Below are 26,734 nucleotides of genomic sequence, written 5' to 3'. Positions count from 1 at the left end.
CATTCATCGTGTTTTTAAATCTGTTAAGCGCGCTTTTTCAAAAGAGAGTTCGTCTCCTAACGCTTTAAAGCCAAGGACTATGACCCGTGGAGAACACGGTATATCTCGCGAAGACGTAAGCGCAAATGCATTGAAAGTAATGTATCGCCTTAATGGAGCTGGCTTCGAATCCTATTTGGTAGGAGGCTGTGTACGCGACATTTTGATGGGTCACGAACCAAAAGATTTCGACGTTGTGACGAACGCCACACCTGAACAAATTAAAGGCTTGTTCAGAAACTGCCGCCTTATCGGCAGGCGCTTTCGTTTGGCCCACATTGTGTTTGGCCGTGAAATCATTGAAGTTGCCACGTTCCGTGGGCACCACCAAGAGACTGACGAAGACGAAAACCTTCCCAAGGGCAAGGCTGTCGCAAAGCGCGACGCTCACGGTCAATTAGTACGCGATAACGTATTTGGCACCATTGAAGAAGATGCTGAACGCCGTGACTTTACCTTTAACGCCATGTATTACAGCGTGGCAGACTTTACGGTAAAAGACTTCGCTAATGGCTTAGCCGCCATAGAAAAAAGAGAAGTTGAGCTTATTGGCGACCCGGAAACACGCTACCGTGAAGATCCGGTACGCATGTTACGTGCGGTGCGCTTTGCCGTTAAGCTTGGCATGCGCATTGAAGCAAAAACTGCTGCACCGATTAAATCTCTGGCAAACCTTTTACAGAACATTCCACCTGCGCGCTTGTTTGAAGAAACCCTTAAACTGTTTTTATCGGGTAAGGGAGAAGAAACTTTCTTAATGCTGCACGAATACGGCTTAATCGAGCCTTTGTTCCCTCAGCTAACGCCGTTTTTGAAAGATGAAAACAGCCGTGAAATGCAGTTTGTACGTCGTGTACTTGCCAATACCGACGAGCGCATTAATAGCGACCAGCGTGTTACGCCAGCGTTCCTTTATGCCGCACTACTCTGGTATCCGGTTGAAGAAGAGTCACAACGCTTACAAAGCGAGTCTGGCTTAAATGCTCATGATGCATTTAATATTGCGTCAGGCGAGGTCATCGCGCGTCAAACACAACGTATTATGATCCCTAAACGCTTCTCTACCGTGGTTCGGGACATCTGGATTTTACAGCAACGCCTACCTAAGCGCTTTGGCCGTCGCGCTTTCCAATTGCTCACGCACCCTAAATTTAGAGCTGGCTATGACTTTTTACTTGCCCGCGGCCAAATTGAAGGTGGCGATCTATTAGAGCTAGCTCAGTGGTGGACGCACTTCCAGCACGCTGACAACGGTAAGCAGAAAGGCATGCTTAACGCCCTTCGCAAAAGCGAAGGCGGCGCAAAAGGTGCCCCGCGTAAGCGCAAGCGTAAACCAGCGAAGCGAGGTCCTGATGCATAAAGAGCACGTGTACATTGGTGTAGGTAGCAACCTCGGCGATAGCCAAGGAAAAGCCCAGCGCGCGTTTGATGCGATAGGTCAAATCGAAGACACCCGCGTACTTAAAACCTCTTCACTTTATTCTAGTAAACCGATGGGGCCGCAAGACCAACCTGACTATATTAACGCGGTGTGCTTAATTGAGACCTTGTTAAAGCCGCACGGCTTATTGAAGCAGCTGCAACGCATTGAGCTGGAAGAAGGCCGTGAGCGCAAAGGTGAGCGCTGGGGACCACGCACGTTGGATTTGGATATTTTGTTGTACGGCAGCGAAACTATCGACACCGCAGACTTAATCATTCCCCATTACGGCATGGCAGAACGCGAGTTCGTTATGGTGCCGCTGTTTGAAATTGCGCCCAATATGGTTATGCACGATGGCAAACCCATCTCGGCATGGGTCGCTAACTGCTCGCTGGATGGACTTCGTCGCCTGCGCTCTTCCAATTAGCGGCAAAATCCGTATAGTTCGCCACACGATACCAACAATATCAATCTGAGACATGTCATGAAGAAAGTAACTGTATCGGGCTTGCTTAAGAAAAAGCAGGCCGGGGAAAAGATCACCTCTTTAACCGCTTACGACGCCAGCTTCGCCAAAATGTTCGACGAACAAGGCGTTGACGCCCTTCTTATCGGCGACTCTTTAGGCATGGTCCTTCAAGGTGAAGACGACACCCTACCGGTAACCATCGATGACATTGCCTACCACACGAAAAGTGTGCGTCGCGGCACTGAACGCGCCTTCGTATTAGCCGATATGCCGTTTATGTCTTACGCCACTCCTGAGCAAACCTACGCCAATGCAGCAAAGCTTATGGCTGCAGGTGCAAGTATGGTTAAGATGGAAGGTGGAAGCTGGTTGTGCGACACCATCAAAGGCTTAAACCTGCGCGGCGTCCCTGTGTGTGGCCATTTAGGCTTAACGCCTCAGTCAGTGCACGTATTCGGTGGTTTTAAAGTACAAGGCCGCGAAGCGAGCCAGGCTGAAAAACTGCTTAGCGAAGCGAAAGCGTTGGAAGAAGCCGGTATTCAGTTATTAGTGCTTGAGTGCGTGCCTTCATCGCTAGGCAAAGCGGTTAGCGAAGCCCTAACCATACCGGTAATCGGTATAGGCGCAGGCAATGATACCGACGGTCAAATTCTGGTGATGCACGACATGTTTGGCATCAGCGCAAACTATATGCCGAAGTTCTCAAAGAACTACCTTGTAGAAACCGGCGATATGCGCAAAGCCGTATCAAAATATATTGAAGATGTGCAAAGCGGTGCGTTCCCATCGGCTGAACACAGCTTCGAGTAACGAGGTAAATTATGAAGGTGGTTGATAGTATTTCAGCATTACGCAGCACGGTAAACGCGTGGCGACGTAATGGTGAAACCGTAGGTTTTGTACCCACTATGGGCAACCTGCACGATGGTCATCTTAAACTAGTTAAAAAAGCGAAAGCGCACAACGACAAAGTGGTGGTAAGCATTTTTGTTAACCCCATGCAGTTTGGCGCGAACGAAGATTTAGACGCCTATCCACGCACTATCGAAGAAGATAAAGCTAAGCTTATTTCTGTGGGTGCAGACGCGGTGTTTTTACCTAGCGTAGCGGAAATGTATCCGGCAGGTCTGGATGCGCAGACGTTCGTTGAAGTGCCCGGTATTTCAGACTCGCACTGTGGCGCCAGTCGCCCTGGCCATTTTCGCGGCGTCGCTACCGTGGTGACCAAGCTTTTCAACATGGTACAGCCCGACGATGCGTTTTTTGGTGAAAAAGACTTCCAGCAGCTACAAGTTATTCGCGCGTTAGCTCGCGATTTATCAATGGCAGTGAAGGTTCACGGAGTTTCTACTGAACGCGAGACGTCAGGCCTAGCAATGAGCTCTAGAAATGGCTACCTGACAGACACTGAAAAAGCGACGGCGAGTGCTATTTTTGCAGAAATGCAGCGCTTAAAAGCGGGCATAGAAAGTGGTAACACCGACTTTGTTCAGCTTGAAAATGCCATGGTCAGTAACCTTGAAGCGAAAGGCTTTAAGAAGGACTACTGTCAGGTAGTTAACGCCGCCACCTTTGAACCAGCTAACGATAGCGACAAAGAATTAGTTCTGCTTGTTGCTATGTTTATGGGCAAGACGCGCTTAATTGATAATATGCAAATTACGCGAGATTAAGCGTAATACCAATCCTCGCGGATAGTCTCGAACTACAAAAGAAAACGCCCGATGCATGACTCCTAAACAGAGCCTGTATCGGGCGTTTTTTTATTTGTTGCTGCTGAAGTCTTTAAGACGCAACGGTTTCTGTTTCGCGAACGAAATCCATTAGCTCTTTCCAAGCCTGAGTCTCTTTCGCAATTAAGTGTTGCTCAGCCAAAATTGCGGCCAAGTCGTTATGGCTAGTAAGCGGATTCGCTAACACTACGCGAAACACGGTAATACACTGGGAAGGGTAATCCGGCGCTTCCAGGCGAGTACGAGACACAAAAGACTTACCTGCTTCACGCTGCTGCTTTTGTACCGCAACAACAAGGGCGTCAACCTTCTCATTAATAGCGTTGCGGGTTTTAGCATTCACATGCTTCAGCTTTTCCTGCACTTCAGCGGGACAAACGCGATAGGTCAACAGTGATAGAATAGGTGTGGTCGTCAATTCAAAGTCTTGGGCTTTATCAATCATCTGCGCAAAGTCTTTGGCTTTATCAATGCTGCGATCAATAAGTAGCTCGTACCCTTTGCGACCGAATATATGCAGCGCCGAGTACACCATCATGGCCATACCGTTTCGGGAGCCTTCAAGCGTGGTAGCACCTAAGTCTTTAGAGCCTGCACGCAAAATATATTGCGCGTGATGCCTTACCGCATTGGCATTTTGTGGGTCTTTGAAAAGCGCCATTCCTGCGCCCATTGGCACGTACATTTGCTTATGCGCATCAATAGTCACTGAGTCTGCGCGTTCAATACCTTTTAGTCTGTCGCGATAGCGCGCCGAGAACAGCGTAGCGCCGCCCCAGGCTGCGTCTACATGGAACCAGCAGCCTAACTCTTTGGCTACGTCAGCAAGCTCGTCTAGCGGGTCTACGTGCCCTGTTTCGGTGGTGCCGCCTACCCCAACGATAGCAAGAAGCTTATTGCCTTCCTCTTGATAACGTTTACCAATGCGAAGGGCTTTTGCTGGATCTAGGGTTTGCTTTGGCGCGGGCACAGTTAATAATTGTTCGCGACCTAACCCCAATACATCCACTGCCTTTGACAGCGAGTAATGCCCACGTTTACTGCACATCACGCCTAAATTGTTAATGTCGTAGTGACGATAGGCAGCGGCTAGACCTGCTTTTGCCACGCCAGAAAACCCTTTTTGTGGGCCAAGTAATTTGTTGCGTGCCACCCATAAGGCGGTGATATTGGCAATGGTTCCGCCAGAGCAAAATGCCCCCAAAGAATGGGCGGCACTGTGTAGATGGTTGTCGTAAAAGCTTTGAGGCTGATCGTACACAAGGTTGTGCATCATACCCAATACTTGACGCTCTAGCGGCGTGAAAGCTTTAGACGTTTCTATCTTAACCAGGTTCTGGTTAAGCCCGACCATTAACTTAGAAAGCGGCAGGTGAAAATAGGGCAACGCTGAGGTCATGTGACCAATAAAGGTAGGCGAGTAAGTATTAACTGAATGCGCAACAAGCTTATCTAACAAGCTTTCAGCATGAGTAGACACAAACTCGGGTGACTCAGGCACCTTGGAGTCTGAAAAGTCTTTTTCAATTTCTTCTAACGACGTCTTTTTTGTCACTACGTGCTGCGACAAAAAATCTAAGATATTGTCAGATAAATGCTGCTCTATTTGAGCCAGCTTTGAGTCTTTGTGTTCAGGCTTGGTAAAGACCCTAAACAGGTGCTCTAAACTAACTTGCGCTTCACCCACTCAACACACCTCATACTTAAAACAATCACACATTTCGCTTACATTTATTGGGCGAAATCAACAGGCGGTTTTGTAGGACACCGGCCTGACACTTACTTTTCCTTTTAGCCAACTAGCATTCGACACAATTACTTTGCGACTGGTGCAGCTATTTATCCAACATATCCCTTAACGGTACATCGGCTGGGCTAATGCGCGTTGACGCGGTCCATTCGTTGCCAAACCTGAAAACTTATCACAATACTTTCAGGGTGTCGCACTTTACATCAGATTGCAATGCTCGCCAAGGGTTAGCGCACGGCATTTAAGCGACTATTAACGTTTTATTACATGCAAAAAACTTATGAAGCGGTTAACTCTGCACACGTATTTAAACGAATTCCCCCGAATTTTGTACCGCAAATTTTATCAGTCTCTACTATATTTAATTTATGAATAGTACCAACACGAGTCTCTCGTATTGGTTTTCCATCTTCTAATTGCGAGCCTAAGTAGCCATTGAACTCACATTCAAGCATTCATCGCTGCGATAAAGTACTGCTTCAAAGCAAGGGGGTCTGTTTATGCCCATTCGTGAAATTTCCGAGGATTTCTCTATCGATGATATCGTGCCTTATTTTCAACCCATCGTTGACTTACAAAGCCAAGGAGTATGGCGCTACGAGTGCCTGGCACGCTTGATAACCCGAGGTGATAAGACTTTTTTACCTAGCGAATTTCTCTACCTTATAGAGCGCGAACAACACGTAAATACGCTTGCAGCGAGCATGTTTGTGCAATGTGCCAGCTATTTTCACGACGTTAATATCCCTTGGAACATCAATATAACTGCCAATGACCTTCACAATGTAGAGCTTACTAATACCCTCATCACCCATTTAGCAAGCTATCCCACGCCGGAGCGTGTAAGTATAGAAGTGAGTGCTTCTACTGCCCTATCCAATCCGAAAAGCCTTACCGCATTTATCGAAAAAAGCATGCATGTGGGGCTGGGCGTTTTCATCGACAACGTTGGATCATGCCCAGGTAACATACGAGCGCTTATGAACTTGCCGGTTCGGGGGATTAAGCTCGCTGGCGGGCTAATTAAACACTATGACGAACAAGAGGCAGTGAGGGAATATGTAGACTATCTGCTGTCGCTATGTGAACGCCATGGAGTAAGCACTATTGCCGAGCACGTAGAAGATGAGGCGCATCTAGAACGCGTAAAACGCCTGCCCATTCGTTATGCACAGGGATATGTGTTTAGTCCGCCTATGGCGAATGTGCGAAGTGCCACTGCGCGCCATTAACAAGCGAATTATACGAATTTGAATAACAAACGGGGCGAGATTTTCATCTCACCCCACTTTTATCAGCTTTCAGTATTTCTTGCTGCTATAGCAGACTCAGCCTTCTTCGCTACGGCAGTTAAGCTGCCAGCACGATTGACCGCTCCCTCGGTACTTTCGCTCAAACGGCGTCATGTGATCATCGCCAGTGACTTCAGATAAATCAGATACCATGCCGTAATGTTTAGCCGCTTGCGCAAATTCCATTAGATAAATAAGCCAGTTGCTACGCACTTCAATATTTGGAGTGATCGCCATCAGGTCCACCATGGCCGCACTACCGTGCCAGCGCTTTTGAACCTGCGTCTTTTTAGGATAGGGGTTGGGATACAGCAGAAAGTGCTGAGTCACGTTCCAATTAGACTGCTTTACTAAGCGCCAAAAGTCGTTCACATCGGCACGAATAACCCGATAGTTGTCTTGCTGTGCGCTGTAATGTTCATGTTTATCCACCCGCAGCGCCGACTTATCGATACCGATAACACGCGCATCGGGGTTTGCTCTTGCAATATTCGCCGTACTTTCGCCAACGCCGCAGCATGAATCTAAAATGATCTCGCCGCTAAAGCCATCAAGCCACGCGCTGACATCATCAAACGCAGCTTGTGTATGGTCGCTAATCGGTCGCTTATTTTCACTCGCTTGGTACTTTTTCACTAAGTCGTCTAACTTATCGTGAATACCTACCTGCGATGTTGTGATTTCTCTAGAATTACCGCTGGCCATTAGCTACGAATACCTTTACCCGTTTTAAGTAGGTAGTACGCCACACCAAATAGCAGTGCATTAAAGCCCACTAACAAGGCAAGCGACAAGGTTACATTTACGTCAGAGACCCCTAAGAATCCATAACGAAACCCGTTGACCATATACACAACAGGGTTCGCCTTACTCACCCACTGCCAGAATTCAGGCAATAGGGTAAGTGAATAAAACACACCACCTAAGTAAGTTAACGGTGTTAATACAAACGTTGGAACCACGCTAATATCATCAAAGGTCTTCGCAAATACCGCATTAATTAAACCCGCAGTCGCAAACAAGGTAGAAGTGAGTAACAACGTGAGCGCAATAATGCCCAAATTGTGTATTTGAACATCAACGAAAAACAGCGACACTAAGGTAACGATAATACCTATCAGTATGGCGCGGGCCACGCCGCCGCCCACATACCCAAGAATGATGACCGAAGTGGGTACTGGTGACACCAACAGCTCTTCAATATTGCGCTGAAATTTAGCACTAAAAAATGAAGAGGACACGTTGGCGTAGGAGTTTGTGATCACCGACATCATAATAAGGCCGGGCACAATAAACTCCATGTAAGTAAAGCCGCCCATTTCGCCAATACGGTTGCCGATGAGGCTACCGAATATCACGAAGTACAAACTCATTGTAATAGCTGGCGGCACAAGGGTTTGTACCCATATGCGCAAAAAGCGCGTACATTCTTTTATCCAAATAGTGGTTAGCGCCACATAGTTTTGCTTAAACCAACCCACGTTTTCTTCTGTGTTCATTTGTGTACTTTCAGTTTTCATGTTTTTCACCTTTACCTGCTGTGGGTTTAGCCAGCTTGCTTCGCTGATTCAACTAAACGCACAAATAGCTCTTCAAGGCGATTTGATTTATTGCGCATGCTCATTACTTGAATACCCTTTTCACTTAGCTGGGTGAAAACCGGATTCAATCCTTCCGTTTTCTCAACATCAACTTCAAGGGTATGGTCGTCAATCAAACGGTGTTCAAAGCCCGTTAGTAGGTCATCTGTCGTCGTCATGCCCTCTGGAATTTTGATATCCAACACAAAGGTTTCTAGGCTTAATTTAGACAATAAAGCTTTCATGCTGGTGTTCTCGACAATGGTGCCCTTGTTAATAATGGCGATATTGCGACACAGCATTTCTGCTTCTTCAAGATAGTGAGTAGTGAGGATGATGGTAATCCCCTGACGATTAATCTCTTCTAAGAAGCCCCACATAGAGCGGCGAATTTCAATATCTACGCCCGCGGTTGGCTCATCTAAAATAAGCAATTTCGGCTCATGCATGAGTGCTCGAGCAATCATCAGTCTTCGCTTCATACCACCCGATAGCTCACGCGCGCGGGCATCGCGTTTTTCCCACAGGTCAAGCTGAGTAAGGTATTTTTTAGCACGCTCTTTCGCAATACTGCGAGGTACGCCGTAGTAACCTGCCTGATTCAATACAATTTGCAGTACAGTTTCAAACTGGTTGAAATTGAACTCTTGTGGCACCAGACCAATGCAGGCTTTGGCTTGCTCTTTTTGCGTTGTGAGGTCATAACCAAACACCGACACACTGCCATTGGTTTGGTTTACAAGTGAACTGATAATACCAATAGTGGTAGATTTACCCGCCCCATTTGGGCCAAGTAATGCAAAGAAGTCTCTTTCTTGTACTGTAAGGTCGACGCCTTTTAGTGCCTGTACGCCACCTTTGTAGGTTTTGGTTAACCCTTTAATGTCCAACGCTTTCATGATTTGCCCGTAGTGAGAGTGTGATCACTAAGACGTATTGACCTTTGATGCAAACCAAAGGTCAGCACGCCCTAATTAACTTTAGTGAGATGCAGTTATCTGTCGCTAACAACTTACAACCAACGAAGTGTAACCTAGTTCATGCTATTAAATGAATACACTCGCGTTTAGTGGTTGCTTTAAACAGTTTAAGCTTTCGTCTTCTAAATGAGAGCGAAAACGCCTTTTTTCAACCCCAATAAAAAAGCGCCGCGTACCGTTGGGGTAGTACGCAGCGCAAAGGGTAGCTTAATACCAGTCTGAATAGATAATTAAGACTTTTACGTAGAAGTTCAGCCTTACCGCTTCCACGGCACTGTTTCCCCTCTCCTAGTCTTTGAAGAGGCTTCTACAGTGCAATCCGTCTATCTTGCTTGGCACTTAAAAAAAGCAGTGCACTAAACTCGACGGACAAATACTATTAAACCCGTTATTCATGGCAAAAAAAGCGCGTAATTGTGGAAATGTGGTGGTGATTTAGTTTTCCTGTAGATTTAGCACGTGAAGCTGCACGCCAAGCGTTTTATTAATCCGCGCTTCGGGACGTTGTGTGGGGCTGCCGCCAAAGATAAAGTTCACGATAAGCCCCTCAAATATGGCGTAAATGAGGCAGGCTTGAGGATTTTATGCCGAACTTAGGCAATAGCTGTCATTCATAGGTATAGTGTGCGCTCTATCAGAATTATATTTGCGGGTTAATGTATGCCAAAGACAATTGCATTAGTGGAAGATGACGCGGCCATTCGCGAAAATTACATTATGGCGCTTAAAGCGCAGGGCTATAGCGTGAATGCCTATGAGGACAGGCCTTCTGCTGCTGAAGCGTTTAACCACACCTTACCCGACTTAGCCATTATCGATATTGGTTTGAAAGATGAAATTGAAGGGGGCTTTATGCTGTGTCAGCAACTGCGAGGCCTATCACAAACCCTACCTATCATCTTTTTTACTGCACGAGATAACGATGTAGATACTATCAGCGGCCTAAGAATGGGCGCGGACGACTACCTGACTAAAGATATCAGCATGGCTCACCTGCTAGCACGCATTGCAGCCTTGTTCAGACGTACAGATTTACTTGCCGCTCCAACAGAGCAAAAAGATGAACTAAAAGTTGGCGACTTAAAAGTAGACGTGTCGAGAATGACGGTAAGCTGGCAAAACCAGCCCGTTTTGTTGACGGTAACAGAGTTTTGGATGCTGCATGCGCTCATTAAGCGCCCTGGTCATGTGAAAAGCCGCCAACAGCTAATGGATGAGTCCAGAATGGTGGTAGACGACACCACCATTACTTCGCATATAAAACGTATGCGTAAAAAGTTTGTGCAGCTTGACCCAAACTTCGATCATATCGACACCGTGTACGGCATGGGATATCGCTGGCAGCTGTAGCGGGCTTTCGACTAAAACTGCGTTTCGTCTGATTAAAAGATAAGGGCAACCGACTAAAAACATGGGATTTCGCTTTTCAATACGCCTTCAGCTTATGGTGCTGTCGCTGTTCTTATTCACCATACCCTACTTAGGTTATAACTATGTGTGGGAGCTTGAGCAGTATCTGCGAAACGGTCAAGAACAAACCATGATTGGCACGGCGCGAGCTGTTGCCACTGCCCTTCACGAGCGTCCCGCTTTATTTGATAGCCAATCGGCGTATCTTCAAGACGTGCGCCCTGGAACAGATCTTTACGCGCCACCTATCCCGTCCCCCATTCGACTGGATGGCGAACTTAACGACTGGCAGCAAGTCAGCGAGTTAATGAGTGAGTATGGCAGTGGCGAAGTTATTGAGTATTACAATGGCTATGCGGGAGAACCCACTAGCTTGTCGTTTAAGCATATGGTGGGGCGCTACGGTCAATTTCTGTATGCCATGTTTGAAGTCAGTGATGACGTACTGCTGTGGCGGCAACCCAATAGTTTAAGCGTGGAGACTGGCGACCACTTACTTGTGGGCATGGAAACTCCACAGGGAGAATTAGCAAGGTATGTTGTCGCCCCTTATGAAAGTGGCTGGGTAAATGCGTACAAACTGGCAGATAACACAACGACAACTCGGGCGGTAGAGAACGCGCTCTCTATTCAAGGCCGATGGCAAGAGACTGCCACGGGCTACAACATTGAACTGCGCTTTCCGCTATCTATGACCACAGGCGGCTTGGCATTTTCAATTGTCGATGTGGACGACAGGGCAAGTCGATTGAAGCAGTACGCGTTAGGTACGGCGAATACAAAAGAGCTCGCTGAATTAGGTACTGTTATCACTCCTTCCCCTGAAATTGAGCGCATTCTGGCAGGTTTAAAATATGCCGATTCACGGGTTTGGGTTGTAGATAAGCACAAGCGGGTACTCGCCCGCGCTGGTGACATTCAATCGGCCACAGGCATTGAAGTAGATGAAAAAGAAACCTCTTCAAATGCAATTTGGCACTGGGTTGAGAGTGAGTGGTTACTTCCACTTTATTATCAGATTCTTACGCGGCCACCTGCCGACTTTATTGACGAGCTAGACGATGCTTATGCATTGGTAGGGCAGGATTTAGGCACTGCGCTGAATGGCCAACCCGACTCACTATGGCGTTTGTCACCCGATAACAAAGCCATAGTACTCTCCGCTGCCTACCCAATTTTTATTGAAGGCAACGTAATGGGGGCAGTTATTGTAGAGCAAACCACCAATGGTATTCGTACGTTGCGGAACCGGGCGTTAGAACAACTCTTTCACGTGATTTTAGCAGTGATGACCATAGGTACATTAGGGTTACTGCTGTTCGCTACGCGAATTTCAAACCGCATTCGCTCCCTTCGCGATAACACCGAAGCGGTGATAGATGATAATGGCAAAATCATTGGCACCCTGCCGGTTTCAAATCAGCGTGATGAAATTGGTGATTTATCCCGTTCATTTGCGGATGTGCTTTCACGGTTACAGCAGTACAACTCCTATTTAGAAAACATGGCATCTCGCTTGTCTCACGAACTTAGAACGCCCATTGCCGTGGTAAGATCGTCGCTGGATATGCTGACTCAGGTTAATGACGCCGACCAACAAGCCGTTTTTGTTGAAAGGGCGCAATCAGGGGTGAACCGCCTAAGCACAATATTAAACAGTATGAGTGAAGCCACCCGATTAGAGCAGGCCATTCAACAAGAAGATTTAGAACCATTCGACTTAGTTAAGGTGATATCTGGGTGTATTGCTGGTTATGAACATGCCTATAGCCATCGACGCTTTAGTTTTACCCACAATGCTGATACTGCGCGCATACTTGGCTCCCCTGAACTTACGGCTCAAATGTTCGATAAAGTTATCGCTAACGCCGTAGATTTCAGTGAAAAAGAAAGTGAAATCCAAGTCAGTATTACGGTTAAGGACAAGCAAGCTGAGTTAACCATTAGTAATACCGGGCCGCTTCTTCCTGAAGGAATGAGGTCTCAGTTGCTTCAGTCTATGGTGTCGGTGAGAAAAGAAAACGATGTGCAAAATGCCTCTTCACCGCACTTGGGGCTGGGACTTTATATTGCCAACATCATAATGACCTTCCACAAAGGTCAGTTATCTTTATCCAATCGGAAGGATAGTACAGGTGTAGTCGTCAGCGCACGCTTTCCTTTGATGTAAATGAATGAAAAAAACGTCCAACTCGGTCTATAGTTAAAGTCTAATAAACTTTGCTACATAGATAGCGAAAGCCGAGCACATACCTCATACCAGTCCACATAGGTTGTTATCTATACGGATTGGTATTGAATAGGCTATACGTAGTCATATGCTTTCGTGTCAACAATGGACGCACAGCGCTTTGTCTTTCTGTCTAAGGCTAAAGCCATTATAAAGAATGAATCACAATGCAAAAAAACAACACGTTATTGATTAAATCCATGTCATTTGCGCTTTCTATTTTCTTTACTTCTCATCGAAGGGCGAGCACGTTCAACATAACTAGTTTTATCACAGGTACATTCACATCGAGCGCTCTCTTACTAGCCGGCGCTACCCTTTCATGGGCACATGCCGCTGAGACATCCTTATCAGCAACGCCAAGCATTTCGATATACGTTAGCGACGCCAATGGGGAGCCTGTGAAAGATATGGTGTTAACCCTAACGCCTAACTTTACGCTTGCATCAACGCCACAGCGTGAAGAAGAGCCCGCCATAATGAATCAAATCGATAAACAATTTGCGCCTCACGTGCTTGTTGTTCAATCAGGCACAGATATTTCGTTTCCAAACGCAGATAATCTTTTTCATCACGTGTATTCTTTTTCCCCTACAAAACAGTTTGAGCTAAAACTCTATAAAGAGTTTACCGCTGAACCGCTTCGCTTTGAGCAAGCTGGTATTGTAGATATTGGCTGCAATATTCACGACTGGATGCTGGGCTATATTGTGGTAACCGACAGTCCATTTTTCGCAAAAACCGATGAAGAAGGCGTAATGAATGTTTCACTTCCGGTAGGCGAGTACAGTGTTATGACCTGGCACCCGCAGCAACCTGATGTGAAACTATTTAACAGCGCAACATTGCATATCACCAACTCACAAGAATACAAATTTGTTCTTGATGTAGTTTTCAGTGACGATGACTTCGACGAAGGATTTGGCGATTATTAATGCGTAATGTCTTTGCCTTAACCGTCTGTTTGCTTTGCACGAGTTTAACACTTCAGGTTCACGGAGAAACCAAGGCCCTAGTAAGAACAAGCTTTGTGGCAAAAGATGATTCGCGGAGCTTTCAGCAAATGGGGGCCGGTCATCAGCGTTATGAAAGTAACGGCATACAGCTTTCTCATGCTGTAGTGATAGCTGACTTTATGTTAGCGGATAGTTGGTCGGCAGTTGGCGTCATCAATGGTTATAGCGATGGGGAACAAAAGGTTGGATTTTCCGAGCTTTATTTAAAATATCGCCCGTTAGTCGCATCCAGCATAAAGCCTGAAGTAAAAATAGGGGCATTTTTTCCCGCTCTCTCAGCGGAAAATACCGACGCGGGTTGGTTATCGCCTCATTTTCTGAGTAACTCAGCAATTAATAGTTGGGTGGGTGAAGAACTAAGAACGGGCGGCATCGAAGTAAGTCTACGACAAAATGGCAGGCAAATAAGAAGCCACTGGTCATGGAAAGTATTAGGCAGCGTATTCAAAGGTAACGATTCCACCGGCACTCTGCTTTCTTGGCGAGGGTTTGCCCTTCACGACAGGCAGTCCGTTTATAATGATCGCGTAAACTTCCTCCCCATTCCCGGCGTCGTCGATGAAGATAAGTTAAACGCACCGGCATGGACTGAACCCTTCAGGGAAATTGACAATCGGTTTGGGTACTACGTAGGAGCTCACTTAGCCTATGCTAGAAAGGCCGAGTTGCGTTATTACTATTACGACAATAATGCAGACCCGAACATTGTTGACCCAGACCGCATTTATGCCTGGCATACGCGCTTTCATTCATTAACACTGCGATATTTACCACGACCTGAGTTAACGGTGTTTTCTCAAGTGCTACTAGGTGACACTTTGATGGGGGAGCATATCGTAGACAACGATTTTTCCAGTGCGTATATCGGTGCAGCATACAACCTAAAGCAATTAGGCTGGGAAGATTTAACTTTAGCCATGCGTGGGGACTGGTATCAGGTGGTAGATAACGATGATGTTATGTATGACCCGAATGGAAGCAGAGGTAACGCCTTTACCGTTAGCGTAAGGTACGACATTACCGCTTATTTATCCGTTAGCACAGAGTGGCAATTAAATTCAGGGCATCAGGAGAATTTGCGTTTCTTCCAATCCGACGAGGACTATAGAGAGCAACTATTTCAACTGGCGTTCACTGTAACTCTCTAGCGAAGCGACTGGTGTTCGTCCTACCCTTTCGCCACTTCAATTAAATCAAATTTTGTTTCGCTGTCACCTTTCACCATCACCTGACACTGTCCCCAAGAGTTTGGAATTTGCCAGACATGCGCTTCGGCAACCGTGAATTTTTCTCGATGAGTATCACAACGGACTTCAACGGTATCAAGCTCGCCTTGGATGTTGCCAAAAGCAAACTTACTTCGCACAAGAGTATGGAACCAATTCCCATCACTTCCTATCGTTACGGGCACGGTTAAGTTTTGCTCAGATGCAATAGATTCTTCAATCTGACTAATTAGCGGCGCGATCTCGCCAATACGCGTTTCTTGCGCTTCCATGTCTTGAAGTGTGGTGTAGGATTTTAATGCTTCTGCATAATACCCGCGCTGAGCATCGAGTATGATTTTTCTTTGAAGGGCGTATGCCACATAATCTTCATCAAACACCATGTTATTGAAGCGCTTACTACCGTTGCTGGCAAGTAATCGCGTTAGGCTTTGCGCTTCCCTCTCTACGTCGCCTTGTTTGCTCGCTATATGCGACTCCAAGTTTAGCAACCACGTATTTTCATAGCGGTTTAACGTATCCCAGCCTAAAAGCTCTTTAAGTGCTTCATCAGCCGCGTCAACATCACCCGCATTAAAGCGCTCGTCTGCGTCTTTATAAGCTTTAATAAATTTGCGTGTGGCACCGCTTTTTCCGCTTATAGCGAAATCCATTTGGACTGCTTGATGACACTGCTGGGTAGGTTCGCCATCTTTGATCGCGGGGTTATATTGCCATTTCTTAACCGCTGACAGTGCACTGCGTTTGAAAGAAGGGCTTCCAAAGAAGTCTTCTACAACAGGGTCTTTCACTCTGCCTTCTTCGTCGATAACGTAGCTTAGCCTAACCCAACCTTCTCGGCCTTTTCTAATGGCTTGAGATGGGTATTTAGGATCGACACGTTTCAAAGGCGTCGCTGGTGTAAATGCGCTTATGCGCTCTACTTCATCAGCTTTCGATTCTGCGAGCGCTTTTTCTTCCAGATCATCACATGGGATACTCAGTTCCTGTGCAGCTGCACTTGCTGTGAAACCTGTCGCCAGCAAAGCCGCTAAAACGAGCGACGATTGGGTTTGCTTAACAATACTTTCCTGGGCTGAATATTCTGTTCTTAGTGCTTTTTTCCATAAAACCTGTTTCATATTTATCATCCTTAATAATGGCTAAACATTACGAGTGAATTAGCGCTAATTCTATTTTTTAGACGAACTCTCAAGTGACGCATCGGGTACGTTTTTGATCATCATTTGTTCCTTGCGTTTCATCATCATCTTGGCAAGTCTACGCATGCTCACCGTGGTGTCTTTTTCATCTACGATATCGACACCTAGCAAGCGTTCGAGCAGGTCTTCTAGCGTAAGCACCCCTTCTAAACCGCCGTACTCGTCAACCACCAGTAACATATGCACGTGCTTATTGATGAAGTGCTCGAAGGTGACTGACAGCGGCATAGTGTTTAACACGGTAACCATATCTTTTGCGTATTCAGAAAGCGGCTTATCAGTGTTACCTCTGGCTTGTGCCACCAATAAATCAGAACGCATAACAAAGCCGGTAATGTTTTCTGAGTCGCTGTCTTCAAACACAGGGATACGAGAAAATTCTATATTGGCGTGTTTGTGGAAAAAGCCTTCTACCGTCATCGACTCCGACACTTTAAATAGCGCCGTGCGGTGGGTAATCGCATCTTTCACTTTCAGCTCGTGCAAACTTAACAAGCTTTGCAGAAACGCCGCTTCGTGATTCGCTAGCTGACCTTCTTGCCCCGACAACTCTGCCATGGCGTGTAGCTCACTGCGGCTTAACCCGCGAAGTGGACTGTCTTCTTTAAAGCCTTTCGTCATTAGCTCAGACATTTTAACGAACGGCATAAGTACAATTGAAAGGTATTTAAGAAAATATGCGGTTACTGGCGCTAGTGTTCGCCAATAGGTTGCACCAAGTGTTTTAGGGATAATCTCAGAAAAAATAAGAATAAGGAGTGTAAGGACTGCTGAAATAACGCCTAGATAGGCGTCACCAAATACTGCTGCCGCTTGCGCACCTGCCCCGGCAGCCCCCATAGTATGAGCAATAGTGTTCAGCGTTAATATTGCTGATAAAGGCGTATTTATATTATCGGTTTGCTTACGTAGTAGCGCACCACTGGCTTTGCCCTCTTTCTCTAACACAGAGATATAAGCGGACGAAACACTCAGAATCACAGCCTCTGCAATGGAGCACAAAAAAGAAAAGCCCAGTGCAATGAAGACGTACACAATAAGTAAAAGCATGTAGTTATTCCAAGCGTCCTTGTAGGTTTAAACGCGTTTTAATTTTAATAAGTTGAACGACTATTATGGATAATAGAGCGGGATATACAAGCGCTCTATGAATATCATTTGAGCGCTTTATTATGAAAGGCATCCGCTGGGCTACTGTTAGCCGCAGCACGCCGAATGTTGCTCTTGGTTATGACGGTGTTGCTGCAGCTTTTTCAGACCCAGCCTTAACATTAACCCCGCCAATAAAATCGCGCATAGCCCATAAATCACCTGAACGTCTGCACCGTGCTCATGAACATGGCTTTGGGTTTTGATCATAGAGGCTAACGAAAACGAAGATACTAGGTAGTTCAGTGCGTAACCAAAACCAATACTCGCAGAGATAACACTGAAAAGGTAAAGCACTAACGTTCGCGTGCCCATTTCTTGTTTGATCATTCCCATCGTTGATACGTTGGTGGCGGGTCCCGCCATTAAAAACACTAAAACAGCACCTGGCGATAACCCCGCCGCAAGAAACCCAACCGCGAGTGGCGTTGATGCTGTAGCACATATGTACATAGGAATGCCGATTAGCGCCATCACTAGCATGGCGACCACGCCATCACCCCATTGCGTTAAAAAGTCGGTGGGTACCCACGTTTTAATTGCCGCGGCAAGTGCTAATCCAATTAATAACCATATCACAATGTCTTCAAGTAACTTGCCACTGGCATATGAAAGCACGCTTGTAATTTTCGAAGGCGAAGACTCGTGTTTAGGCTTATCTGCGCTTTCGTGGTTATGAGCATGTGTTTTTTCGCTTGCACAACAGGACGTGCTGGCCTGTATTTGCGGCTCTGGTTTAGGTGCTTGCTTTGAACCACAGCACGATGACTGCGTCGCCTCAGATTGTCGTTGTTGAGCCTCTTCCGCTTCTGCGAAAAAACGCACCATCAATCCAGCATAAATAGCGCTTGTAATGGCCGCGATGGGTCTAACAATGGCATACAACGGTCCAAGCAATGCGTAGGACACAGAAACACTGTCTACGCCAGTCTCGGGCGTAGACACTAAAAACGAGATAGTGGAAGATTTAGATGCACCGCTACGCCTAAGCCCAAGTGCCGCTGGGATAACGCCGCAAGAGCACAGAGGTAAAGGCGCACCAATAACCGCGGCCTTTGTAATTGAGCCAAATGATGAGCTGCCCATGTGCTTTTCCAAAAACGAAACGGGTACCAATTCGTGCATGATACCCGCCACCAGCAAACCGAGAAGTAACCAAGGCGCGGATTCAACGAAAAGTGCTAGGAAATTTTGTCCAAGTAAAATGATATCTGACACAAAGCCTCACAGGTTATTTTATTGAAAGGTCATGTTGAAGAACGTGCCTTTTGACAACAAAAATAACGGTGTTTTAGAACGGTAAGTATAATAACAGATATGCTGTATGACAGAAAATCAGCAAAACTGATTAACCTGATTTATGCGAGTGCGTTTTGCTTTTAAAGGAAAGAAAAATGGCCAGCACAAATGCACTGGCCGAATGTTGACTGTCTCGAAAGTGTGATTTTAAACCACGAGGTCAACCATGAAAGTTTTTGTCGCTAGTGACTTATCCGTTGGCTTGCTCTTTTTTAAGCTTCGATTCCTTTTTGAGTTTTGACACCACAGAAAAAGCTTCAAGCATAACAAGCACAGACACAATAAGTACTACTGCATCTAAGAACACCAATAGATAGTTACCTTCAACGTAGTATTCTTTAAGTTTAATAAGCCCAGCAAAGAAGGCCATAATCAGTACAAACACCATTGGAATCAGCGTATATTTCGCTGGTCGGCCTAATTTAATCAGCATAACCGAGATTACTAACAGGGTTAAACTGGCTAGTATCTGGTTAGTAGAACCGAATAAAGGCCAAATAATCATACCGCCACTGCCTGACGCACCACCTGCACCGAAAGCCAGCAATAGACAACATCCAACAGCTACGAGCGTTGCAACCACGCCGTTCTTAAGTGCACCAATTGAATAGATATCGCCCCATTCTTGGATTATGTAGCGCTGCAGACGCACGCCCGAATCCATGGTGGTGCCAGCAAATAGAACAACCATTACCGCAAGGATCGTTGACGAGAAATCTACCGGTAACCCCCAACCCTGCTGAATTAGGTTCGCACCACCAGTGATAAATGCACCCACGCTACCCGCACCCAAATGGCTGTATACTTCGTGCCATTCTTCTGGAGAAGCTGCAAACGCAACGCCGCTCACAGCGACAATGGTGATAAGTGCCAGTGAACCTTCACCGACCGCGCCTAGGTAACCAACAAAGCGTGCATCGGTCTCTTTGTCTAGCTGCTTAGAGCTGGTACCTGAAGACACAATACCGTGGAAACCAGAAACAGCGCCACACGCTATAGTAACGAACAACAGCGGGATAAGACTTGGAGAATCGACCGCGGTTTGAGCGTTAAACGCTGGCGCCGTGATATCCGGCATAGCAAAGAACACTGCACCATAAAGCAGGAACAAGCCAACAAGTAACTGCATACCGTTAATGAAATCACGAGGCTGTAACAGCATCCAAACTGGTAACAGCGATGCAATAGCGGCGTAAATAAATAAGATAATGATCCAGTTTGCTTTATCTGCTAAACCAAACATGGTTTCCGGTAGACTTAGTGGGATATAACTGCCCGCATACACCGATGCGTAAAGCACAATAATCCCCACAATACACAAGGGTATGAGGCTGAAATTACGTTTAAGCAATTGACCTATGACTAACGCAACTGCGATTGCCATCCAAGCTGGGAATACCGCATTGGGTTGGGAGACAAAAGAGTTCGCGATAACCACGCCAAATACCGCGTTAACCATTAAGAGTACTAGGAAGATCACTATCATAAATAGTGAACGAGAGCGTTTTCCGATGACGGTCTCAGACAGCGCGCCCATTGATTTGCCTTTGTGGCGTGCGCTAGCCCATAAAGCGCCCATATCGTGCACACCGGCAAACAATATCGTACCGAACACAACCCAAAGTACCGCAGGAACCCATCCCCAGTAGACAGCAATAGCTGGACCTACGATGGGTGCTGCCCCCGCCACGGAAGTGAAATGGTGCCCCCACAATACAACTTTATTGGTGGGAACATAGTCCACCCCATCTTTCATTGTATGGGCTGGTGTTACAAAACTATCATCCAACTTAAATATACGGCTCGCAATAAACTTCGAATATACGAACCAGCCGAGCAACATTCCGATGATGCCCAGTATAACAATGGCAATAGACTGCATACTGTCGTCCTAATTTGTTTTATCGACAGGCCCTGGGGCCTATTGTTCTTTGGTGTACGAATTTTGGTTTAAACGTACAACAAAGGTCAGCAGCCCCTAGCCTGTTGATTTTCTTATTTTCAGTTCAAACATTACACCAATTATCGGTGGCGAAAGGTCATACCTGAATAAGAAAACACCTATTTAAGGTATGCCCAACGTACTGTTGCGCATATTTAAACATGCGACAAGGCAAGGGCCTGACACATTAGACTAAAGTCTAACTTAAAGTTTGGGATTTAGCTGTAAGGCTTTTGAGGTTTATTAGCGATGATTAAGCGGTGAAACAGGAAAGCGTAAAACAGACATTAATTGCCTGCTGTTCTCCACATTAGTAAAGGTCGCGGTGATAACGTCCTTCGTCAGCTAGCGCATTGTAGGCTTGCGCTTCAAGTATGGACTGCAAAGCCATGTCAACGCCTTGGCCCATTCCCTCAAAATGCCCACAAACGTATACTTGTCCGGTATCGCCTAAGAAGGATTTGACCTTACCTCCCTGCTCAACAAGACGCTGTTGAACATAGCCACCACCTTTTTGTCGGGAGAAAATCACTGACTTTTTGAAAATACAGTCACTATTCTGGAAAGGCGATAGCGTTTTATCAAGCACATCATCTTGCATGGGATGACGTTCGCCAAAAAATATCCAAACTGGCCCAGCGTTCTCAAGCAATGCGCGTTTTGCAAGCTGAGCTCGTACCCCCGCAATGCCGCTACCCGCAGCAATTAATAACAATGGGCACTGAGTATTAGTAATAATTGCGCTGGTATTTTTTCGAATGTAGGCCTGTACTGGCTGAGATACAGGTAAAGAACGGGTAAGTAATCCAGAACCTAGCCCAAGTTGGCCGTTGTCTTTAACCAGCTGTCGAACTACAAGCTTTACGTCGTGTTCTTGTGGTACCGACGCAATGGTGTAGCTTCGGCTTACAATCGGTGACTGCCCTTGCTGAGGAATAAGGACTTCCAACACGTCTCCCGCTTCCCATTGTTCATGTAACTCTTGTGTATGATTAGAATGGTCAACGTTCAAAGACAAGCCGAACAGGCCTGGCGACGCTGGGTTTGAAGGTTTGCCCTCAGAGTGGTCAGAGGGTTCCTTTGAAGCCTCGCCAGAAGCTAGACTTATTTCATTTAATTGAACCCGATTTTTCAGTGTGAAAGCATGGGTGGGGTGCTGTTCATCCTGTGGCAACGAACCAAGCAAAGACAAATGCTCACCTTTCCCTGAATCTAATGTCGTTAGCGGAGAAAGCGCACGTGCTCCTAGTGCACTGATATTATCAAACAACGTGACTGCGAATTGGCAAAACGCGGCGTATTGCTTATCGCCTAACCCCACCACTTCAAAAGACAGGTGGGACAGGTAATCAGATTGATTCGACGACGCTTTTTTTAGCGCTTTACTAAAGGTTCTACCCGCATCAGGGGGTTCGCCTTCACCGTAAGTACTCACAACAAAAATGACTTTTGACACACTACTTAACGTGTTGAGTTTCAAAGATGCCATGGATACTACCGACGTTTGCTCTTGCTGTGATAGCGCGGCGGCCTTTGCGCGGGCAATTTTTTCGGCCGTACCGGTTTGGCTTGCGTATACGACAAGGGTCTCCTCGCCTGATACTGCATAGCAGTTTTTCTTTCGATGTTTAAAAAATAACACCGCTACCCACAGCATATACAGGCCAATGCTTACTATTGCTATGAGTAGACGGTGTGTTTCTGTCATGTGCTTAACTTTTATGCCGTTGTATTGAAATGGCTAGAGACATAAGAGGCTGTTGCTCTGTGAGTATTCAAAGAACGTTTACAGCCCCTAGCTGCGCAATAACGTACGGTTATTACAGCGGAAGTACTTCAAATGTGCCTGAGTAGCTACCGTTACGAGACGTTGCAGGCTTTTGCGCTTTATCGTCTTCATAGCCAATTTCTACAAAGTACATACCGGCTTGCGGCCATGTAATTTCAATCTGACCATTTTCGTCAGACGTGACTTTAATCGTTTCCTGATCATTTCTGTAGCGCATACCACCGCGCACAACTTCCACCTCGGCGCCAACCGCTGGCTCACCGTCAATAAGTAACTTGAACGTTGCCGTTTCGGTGGCGAATAAATCATTAGGGTGAGTCACTGGCACTAGCTCCAAACCCACGTTATCAGGCGTGAACACCTTGTTCGATGGCGCACCAAGAGTAACAAACGTTTCTACGCGGCGAGAGCTTTGCATTACGCGAAGATCTTTTGCTTTCTTAGGCACGGCTGTTGCGAACTCTTCCGGCTTATATTCTTCACCACGGCCGGGCCACATCTTGCGCTTGCCTTCTTCATCTCGCCAAAATGCGCGAATACCATTGCTGGCAGACGTCAGTTTGTATGTACCTTCTTTGTTTAATTTCAAATCAAACGTGGTTCGGTACTTACCGCGTGCCATATTTTCTACGTCTACGGCTTCACCTTCTGGCGATTGAACCACTAAGTTACTGGCGTTCATTGCGAAGTGGTCAGGGTGAAAAATAGTATTTGAAATAGCAGCATCAAACGTCACGTAAGCTTCTTCACCTGATAGTACGGTAGAGCTAGGAAGTAACCACGCGCGATGCGCACTGGCTGAAAATGACACGGCAAGTGTTGCTGCTAGCGCAATGGCTGAAGCTTTTACTGATAGTTTTTTCATAATGTCCTCTTATTGGATCTCTACTGAGTGAGCGTTGAATTAGCGCCTCAGCAGATTAGTCTTCCAGACGCAGTACTACACGCCCAAGTTCTGAATTTCCTTTCACCTCTACCGGTAGTGACGCAGCAGATAGCGGTAATGAAAATGGCAGAGACAGTACTTCTCTTCCGCCTACTTCTCGTGATGCCTCAACGCGAAGCGTGTAATCGCCCTCTGGCAGTTCTGCTAACGCTTTATTTAGCTGCGAATCAAGACTGTAATCGCCTGGGCCTTTTGTTGCACTGGTAAGTCCGTCATAAGGCAAATCAAGGCTTCGCCCACCACGACGCCACCATTGGCGCAAGTCTTTAAGCCACTCTTTCCCTTTGTCTTCACGCATTTCAACGTCGTACCATACGGCGACTTGAGTAGCCTTGCGTTTACTGTCTTCAATCCACACGGCAAGATAAGGTTTGTGATATTCAGCCACATCAAGTTGCGGTAAGGCCACGTCAAGTTTGGCTTGGCTTGCAGCGTGAATAGCGCCAGAGGCAAATGTCATACTTAATAAAGTCGATGCGATCACTGCGCCTTTTCGCATTTTCATGTAAACACTCCTTAAAATTGTGTAGGTAAGTGCCACTAGCGTCGCGCTAGTGCACAAACAGTAAAATAATGACAAACGGGATGAGCACACCGAGCGTAGTAATGGGCCAAGTAGACGCGCGCGTTTTCGAGTGACGCATTAATAGTTGCAGCCCAGTTACGCTAAAAATAATGCAGGCAACAGCGAAGATATCGATAAACCAGCGCCAGGCATTTCCCGTGTTCCGCCCTTTATGCAGGTCATTGAAATAAGATATCCATCCTCTATCAACGTTTTCATAAGTCACTGTGCCAAGTTCAGCATCTACTGCTATCCAACTGTCAGCACCGGGTCCAGGCCAAGCGGCATAAAATTCAATACCATCCCACTCTCCCGTCACCGATGAAGGTAGTGAAATGCCCTCTTGCGACTGCATAAACGCGACGAGTTCGCTTGGAATGGCTATGTCACCGGTGTCCAGAGAAACCAATTGTTCGACAACCAACGGTGGTAAGCTTGATTCAGCTGACGTTACAGTTCTGTTCGCTGGAATGTCTGCAGCGTGATTTAGCGTAATCCCCGTTAGGGCAAATAACATCATCCCGACCAGACAGACTGCGCCACTAATCCAGTGCCATTGGCGGATGCCGCCTAAAGAAAAACTCATAATTTCGTTGCTAACTCTCTGTACTACTCGGTGATATTGATTAATTCAACGGGCTAGATAATACAGATATTTCCACCCTTTTCAATGTAAATGAGATTTATTCTCATTATTGTGTTTTTTGCTCAACAACCTTTAAGTATTGCTTCACTTTTCGCGTAAACGAGGCCCCCAAAAAGCGACAAGCAATAGGTAATTACACACCACGGTGTAAAGGGTAGGTAAATAGGTAAACGTTGCTGAAACCATCACGCTTGCAAGCTGTAAAAGCCCTATCCATACCACCACGCCAATTTCGGTCTTCCACACGTCTATGCAGTTCATGAGGCTTATTGCCATAAGCAAATACGCCAAACTATGAAGCACAATTAAAAGTAGTGGTGAAGGTGTACTGGTTAGTCGAGTGATACCTGCATGCTTCTTGTTGCCAAGCGAGAGTAGTAAGAAACTCAAATAAGTAAGCACAAATGCGAACACCACATCCAGAATGATACTCATATTAATGCCTCGCTGTTGTCACCTTGCGGCTTATCTTGGCGAGTTCTGTCTTTTCGCTTAGGTGACGGAGTACTGCTCACCCGTTTTGCTTTCACGGCTTTGGCTTTTTTGACGTGGTAAGCAGCATAGCCGAGTACTGCCGCAAGTGTTATGCACATAAGGTCAAAACCCACTCTCAGGCTATCACCATTTGCAACCGCGAAATCTAAGCCTGTTGCTGAGGTGAGGTGGTCAAGCAAAGGTACAAGCGCAAACAACACTGCTGCAAAGCCAAGTTGAATTACCCACCCTTTTTTGTCTCGCCAAATAAACCCTGCAACCACACACACCAGCCATATTGCGAAAAACACCTTAATTTCCCATAAGCTTCGAGACGTTAGATCAGCAGGAAGTAGTCTATTTACCCAAAAGTAGCCACCGGTCGCACACATTAATCCTGCAATGCAGCCTATATTACTGCCTCTGACCAATTCAAAACCAAACTCTCCAAGCTGCTGCTTTGCCCGTTTCACTACCCACAAAACAGAGCCCGTTCCCACCATAATGGTACCCAGAATACCGGCAAAAAATAGTAACCAGCGAGTAAGGGTATCGGCGAAGCGCGCTTGATGTAGCATATCCAAATAGTTATACGTCGCCTGGCTGGCGTTAGCGGCTACTGAGGCTGGGCGCTCGTTAATGACTTCGCCTTGTGCGTTAAATACCAGCGCACTACTTCCTCCACGCCCCGCACTTAACTGCGTTCTGTTGTTCCCACTTAGCGTAAACTGAGCGTTAGCTTTACCCGGGTGAGTAATAGATAGGCTTTCAACCGGCACCTGCCATGTGCGCTCAGCGTGAGCAATCATCGAAGAGATAGGTAAGGCCAATAAGGCATTAATGTCTGGCGAAGCTAGATTTTGCTGCTGCGCATTCTGGCGTACTTCTGTACCTTGAGGACGGTGCCGCACGCGCTCCTCGCTGTTAAAAGGCAATAGCGTGGCGCCTAATAGAATCAAACCAGAAAAAGTGATCATGATATGAAATGGTAGTGCTAATACCGCACTTATGGCGTGCCCATCTATCCAGCTCAGCAGCTTCTTCTTTGGCCTGAACATAAAGAAATCGGCAAAGATTTTTCTGTGCATGATGACGCCGCTGATAATAGCAACAAACATCATCATACTGACTACGCCTACTATCCAACGTCCAATGGTTCTGTCGATACCGTATAACTCGAAATGAAAACGATAAAGGAAGTTGCCACCGGCCGTTTCCCTTACTTTTATCTCTTCACCCGTGGACGGGTTCAACATGACCCGTGGACCTCGACGACGCTCGTTACCTGCATTAGCGTCGCGCCACGACAAGTCGAGGGTGTTCGATCGCGCATCTGGTAGTGAGAGTTGCCATTCACTTGCATTGGGCGCATTGATCGCAAGATAGCGTAAACCGTGCTCTAGCGCCTTTTCGTTGGGTACTGCGGCGTGTTGTTCTGGCTGCATCCAATAGGTTATTTCGGTTCTAAAAAACGACAGCGTACCGGTGAAAAAAATAGCAAAGAGTAACCAACCAACAAGTATCGAGCTCCAAGTATGAAGCCATGTCATAGACTTTCTGACATTCCCTTTCAT

The 26,734-nt window shown here is 46.4% G+C and carries 23 protein-coding genes; 9 read left to right on the top strand and 14 right to left on the bottom strand.

Annotated features, from left to right (window positions below):
* Window positions 1-79: 79 nt before the first annotated feature.
* The 4 genes from pcnB to panC are packed head-to-tail and all read left to right on the top strand — an operon-like array spanning window position 80 to window position 3,604.
* Entirely contained in the window at window positions 80-1,399 is a 1,320-nt protein-coding gene (gene pcnB / locus MHN00_RS10190) for a polynucleotide adenylyltransferase PcnB (protein WP_014950999.1), read from the top strand.
* Window positions 1,392-1,889 (top strand): 2-amino-4-hydroxy-6-hydroxymethyldihydropteridine diphosphokinase, encoded by a 498-nt coding sequence (folK, locus tag MHN00_RS10185; protein ID WP_239301090.1) that lies wholly within the window; start codon window positions 1,392-1,394, stop codon window positions 1,887-1,889. The genes pcnB and folK overlap by 8 nt, the downstream gene beginning before the upstream one ends.
* 57 nt (window positions 1,890-1,946) lie before the next feature.
* A complete protein-coding gene (gene panB / locus MHN00_RS10180; RefSeq protein WP_239301089.1) occupies window positions 1,947-2,741 on the top strand; it encodes a 3-methyl-2-oxobutanoate hydroxymethyltransferase in 795 nt (264 codons plus the stop codon).
* An 11-nt stretch (window positions 2,742-2,752) separates the two neighbouring features.
* Window positions 2,753-3,604: a pantoate--beta-alanine ligase gene (gene panC / locus MHN00_RS10175; RefSeq protein ID WP_110289378.1), complete on the top strand. Its 852-nt coding sequence runs from the start codon at window positions 2,753-2,755 to the stop codon at window positions 3,602-3,604.
* Window positions 3,605-3,716: 112 nt separating this feature from the next.
* On the opposite strand, the gene panP is transcribed toward panC, so the two are convergent.
* Window positions 3,717-5,351, bottom strand: coding sequence for a pyridoxal-dependent aspartate 1-decarboxylase PanP (gene panP, locus MHN00_RS10170; protein ID WP_014977595.1), 1,635 nt, complete (start codon window positions 5,349-5,351; stop codon window positions 3,717-3,719).
* 563 nt (window positions 5,352-5,914) lie between these two features.
* On the opposite strand from panP, the gene MHN00_RS10165 reads away from it, so the two are divergent.
* Window positions 5,915-6,646 (top strand): EAL domain-containing protein, encoded by a 732-nt coding sequence (locus tag MHN00_RS10165; RefSeq protein WP_014951004.1) that lies wholly within the window; start codon window positions 5,915-5,917, stop codon window positions 6,644-6,646.
* 96 nt (window positions 6,647-6,742) lie between these two features.
* Here MHN00_RS10165 and MHN00_RS10160 read toward each other — a convergent pair whose 3' ends face one another.
* From MHN00_RS10160 to MHN00_RS10150, 3 genes are read right to left on the bottom strand one after another with little or no spacing between them, the layout of a single operon-like run.
* On the bottom strand, window positions 6,743-7,411 hold the full coding sequence (locus tag MHN00_RS10160; protein WP_014951005.1) for a methyltransferase domain-containing protein: 669 nt from the start codon (window positions 7,409-7,411) through the stop codon (window positions 6,743-6,745).
* Window positions 7,411-8,226, bottom strand: coding sequence for an ABC transporter permease (locus MHN00_RS10155; RefSeq protein ID WP_014951006.1), 816 nt, complete (start codon window positions 8,224-8,226; stop codon window positions 7,411-7,413). The genes MHN00_RS10160 and MHN00_RS10155 overlap by 1 nt, the downstream gene beginning before the upstream one ends.
* 26 nt (window positions 8,227-8,252) lie before the next feature.
* Window positions 8,253-9,185: an ABC transporter ATP-binding protein gene (locus MHN00_RS10150; protein WP_239301088.1), complete on the bottom strand. Its 933-nt coding sequence runs from the start codon at window positions 9,183-9,185 to the stop codon at window positions 8,253-8,255.
* 741 nt (window positions 9,186-9,926) lie between these two features.
* On the opposite strand from MHN00_RS10150, the gene pdsR reads away from it, so the two are divergent.
* From pdsR to MHN00_RS10130, 4 genes are all read left to right on the top strand, one after another.
* Window positions 9,927-10,616, top strand: a complete 690-nt coding sequence (pdsR, locus tag MHN00_RS10145) for a proteobacterial dedicated sortase system response regulator (protein ID WP_014951008.1) — start codon at window positions 9,927-9,929, stop codon at window positions 10,614-10,616.
* A 61-nt stretch (window positions 10,617-10,677) separates the two neighbouring features.
* Window positions 10,678-12,846 (top strand): proteobacterial dedicated sortase system histidine kinase, encoded by a 2,169-nt coding sequence (gene pdsS, locus MHN00_RS10140; RefSeq protein WP_239301087.1) that lies wholly within the window; start codon window positions 10,678-10,680, stop codon window positions 12,844-12,846.
* 227 nt (window positions 12,847-13,073) lie between these two features.
* Window positions 13,074-13,841, top strand: coding sequence for a methylamine utilization protein (locus tag MHN00_RS10135; RefSeq protein WP_239301085.1), 768 nt, complete (start codon window positions 13,074-13,076; stop codon window positions 13,839-13,841).
* A gap of 95 nt (window positions 13,842-13,936) precedes the next feature.
* Window positions 13,937-15,070 carry an outer membrane beta-barrel protein gene (locus MHN00_RS10130; protein ID WP_239219324.1) on the top strand — a complete coding sequence of 378 codons (1,134 nt, stop codon included), beginning with the start codon at window positions 13,937-13,939 and terminating at the stop codon, window positions 15,068-15,070.
* A 20-nt stretch (window positions 15,071-15,090) separates the two neighbouring features.
* Here MHN00_RS10130 and MHN00_RS10125 read toward each other — a convergent pair whose 3' ends face one another.
* The 10 genes from MHN00_RS10125 to MHN00_RS10080 form a co-directional block, all read right to left on the bottom strand.
* Window positions 15,091-16,269, bottom strand: a complete 1,179-nt coding sequence (locus MHN00_RS10125) for an energy transducer TonB (RefSeq protein ID WP_239301083.1) — start codon at window positions 16,267-16,269, stop codon at window positions 15,091-15,093.
* Between the two features lie 51 nt (window positions 16,270-16,320).
* The gene (locus tag MHN00_RS10120) at window positions 16,321-17,400 is read right to left on the bottom strand and encodes a CNNM domain-containing protein (protein ID WP_014951013.1); all 1,080 of its coding nucleotides are present in this window, start codon (window positions 17,398-17,400) and stop codon (window positions 16,321-16,323) included.
* Window positions 17,401-17,547: 147 nt separating this feature from the next.
* Entirely contained in the window at window positions 17,548-18,717 is a 1,170-nt protein-coding gene (locus MHN00_RS10115; RefSeq protein WP_239301081.1) for an SO_0444 family Cu/Zn efflux transporter, read from the bottom strand.
* 271 nt (window positions 18,718-18,988) lie between these two features.
* Entirely contained in the window at window positions 18,989-20,680 is a 1,692-nt protein-coding gene (locus MHN00_RS10110; RefSeq protein ID WP_014951015.1) for a carbon starvation protein A, read from the bottom strand.
* 370 nt (window positions 20,681-21,050) lie between these two features.
* Window positions 21,051-22,448: a flavodoxin domain-containing protein gene (locus MHN00_RS10105; RefSeq protein WP_239301079.1), complete on the bottom strand. Its 1,398-nt coding sequence runs from the start codon at window positions 22,446-22,448 to the stop codon at window positions 21,051-21,053.
* Between the two features lie 112 nt (window positions 22,449-22,560).
* Window positions 22,561-23,394: a DUF4198 domain-containing protein gene (locus tag MHN00_RS10100; RefSeq protein ID WP_239301077.1), complete on the bottom strand. Its 834-nt coding sequence runs from the start codon at window positions 23,392-23,394 to the stop codon at window positions 22,561-22,563.
* Window positions 23,395-23,449: 55 nt separating this feature from the next.
* Window positions 23,450-23,980 (bottom strand): DUF2271 domain-containing protein, encoded by a 531-nt coding sequence (locus tag MHN00_RS10095; RefSeq protein WP_014977604.1) that lies wholly within the window; start codon window positions 23,978-23,980, stop codon window positions 23,450-23,452.
* A 46-nt stretch (window positions 23,981-24,026) separates the two neighbouring features.
* On the bottom strand, window positions 24,027-24,626 hold the full coding sequence (locus MHN00_RS10090; protein ID WP_039227019.1) for a PepSY-associated TM helix domain-containing protein: 600 nt from the start codon (window positions 24,624-24,626) through the stop codon (window positions 24,027-24,029).
* Between the two features lie 144 nt (window positions 24,627-24,770).
* Entirely contained in the window at window positions 24,771-25,121 is a 351-nt protein-coding gene (locus MHN00_RS10085; protein WP_014951019.1) for a DUF3325 domain-containing protein, read from the bottom strand.
* The gene (locus MHN00_RS10080; protein ID WP_239301075.1) at window positions 25,118-26,734 is read right to left on the bottom strand and encodes a PepSY-associated TM helix domain-containing protein; all 1,617 of its coding nucleotides are present in this window, start codon (window positions 26,732-26,734) and stop codon (window positions 25,118-25,120) included. The genes MHN00_RS10085 and MHN00_RS10080 overlap by 4 nt, the downstream gene beginning before the upstream one ends.

This window comes from Alteromonas sp. Cnat2-8 (assembly GCF_022348355.1).
In the GTDB taxonomy this organism is placed as follows: domain Bacteria; phylum Pseudomonadota; class Gammaproteobacteria; order Enterobacterales; family Alteromonadaceae; genus Alteromonas; species Alteromonas macleodii.
Note: the sequence above shows the minus strand (reverse complement) of the source record. Positions and strands in the feature narration are given on the sequence as shown.

What these genes read in the sequence shown, in the direction of transcription:
- pcnB (WP_014950999.1), top strand. Translation starts at nt 80, where the DNA reads ATGACCCGTGGAGAACACGGTATATCTCGCGAAGACGTAAGCGCAAAT.
- folK (WP_239301090.1), top strand. Translation starts at nt 1,392, where the DNA reads ATGCATAAAGAGCACGTGTACATTGGTGTAGGTAGCAACCTCGGCGAT.
- panB (WP_239301089.1), top strand. Translation starts at nt 1,947, where the DNA reads ATGAAGAAAGTAACTGTATCGGGCTTGCTTAAGAAAAAGCAGGCCGGG.
- panC (WP_110289378.1), top strand. Translation starts at nt 2,753, where the DNA reads ATGAAGGTGGTTGATAGTATTTCAGCATTACGCAGCACGGTAAACGCG.
- MHN00_RS10165 (WP_014951004.1), top strand. Translation starts at nt 5,915, where the DNA reads ATGCCCATTCGTGAAATTTCCGAGGATTTCTCTATCGATGATATCGTG.
- MHN00_RS10160 (WP_014951005.1), bottom strand. Translation starts at nt 7,411, where the DNA reads ATGGCCAGCGGTAATTCTAGAGAAATCACAACATCGCAGGTAGGTATT.
- MHN00_RS10155 (WP_014951006.1), bottom strand. Translation starts at nt 8,226, where the DNA reads ATGAAAACTGAAAGTACACAAATGAACACAGAAGAAAACGTGGGTTGG.
- MHN00_RS10150 (WP_239301088.1), bottom strand. Translation starts at nt 9,185, where the DNA reads ATGAAAGCGTTGGACATTAAAGGGTTAACCAAAACCTACAAAGGTGGC.
- pdsR (WP_014951008.1), top strand. Translation starts at nt 9,927, where the DNA reads ATGCCAAAGACAATTGCATTAGTGGAAGATGACGCGGCCATTCGCGAA.
- pdsS (WP_239301087.1), top strand. Translation starts at nt 10,678, where the DNA reads ATGGGATTTCGCTTTTCAATACGCCTTCAGCTTATGGTGCTGTCGCTG.
- MHN00_RS10135 (WP_239301085.1), top strand. Translation starts at nt 13,074, where the DNA reads ATGCAAAAAAACAACACGTTATTGATTAAATCCATGTCATTTGCGCTT.
- MHN00_RS10125 (WP_239301083.1), bottom strand. Translation starts at nt 16,269, where the DNA reads ATGAAACAGGTTTTATGGAAAAAAGCACTAAGAACAGAATATTCAGCC.
- MHN00_RS10120 (WP_014951013.1), bottom strand. Translation starts at nt 17,400, where the DNA reads ATGCTTTTACTTATTGTGTACGTCTTCATTGCACTGGGCTTTTCTTTT.
- MHN00_RS10110 (WP_014951015.1), bottom strand. Translation starts at nt 20,680, where the DNA reads ATGCAGTCTATTGCCATTGTTATACTGGGCATCATCGGAATGTTGCTC.
- MHN00_RS10105 (WP_239301079.1), bottom strand. Translation starts at nt 22,448, where the DNA reads ATGACAGAAACACACCGTCTACTCATAGCAATAGTAAGCATTGGCCTG.
- MHN00_RS10100 (WP_239301077.1), bottom strand. Translation starts at nt 23,394, where the DNA reads ATGAAAAAACTATCAGTAAAAGCTTCAGCCATTGCGCTAGCAGCAACA.
- MHN00_RS10095 (WP_014977604.1), bottom strand. Translation starts at nt 23,980, where the DNA reads ATGAAAATGCGAAAAGGCGCAGTGATCGCATCGACTTTATTAAGTATG.
- MHN00_RS10090 (WP_039227019.1), bottom strand. Translation starts at nt 24,626, where the DNA reads ATGAGTTTTTCTTTAGGCGGCATCCGCCAATGGCACTGGATTAGTGGC.
- MHN00_RS10085 (WP_014951019.1), bottom strand. Translation starts at nt 25,121, where the DNA reads ATGAGTATCATTCTGGATGTGGTGTTCGCATTTGTGCTTACTTATTTG.
- MHN00_RS10080 (WP_239301075.1), bottom strand. Translation starts at nt 26,734, where the DNA reads ATGAAAGGGAATGTCAGAAAGTCTATGACATGGCTTCATACTTGGAGC.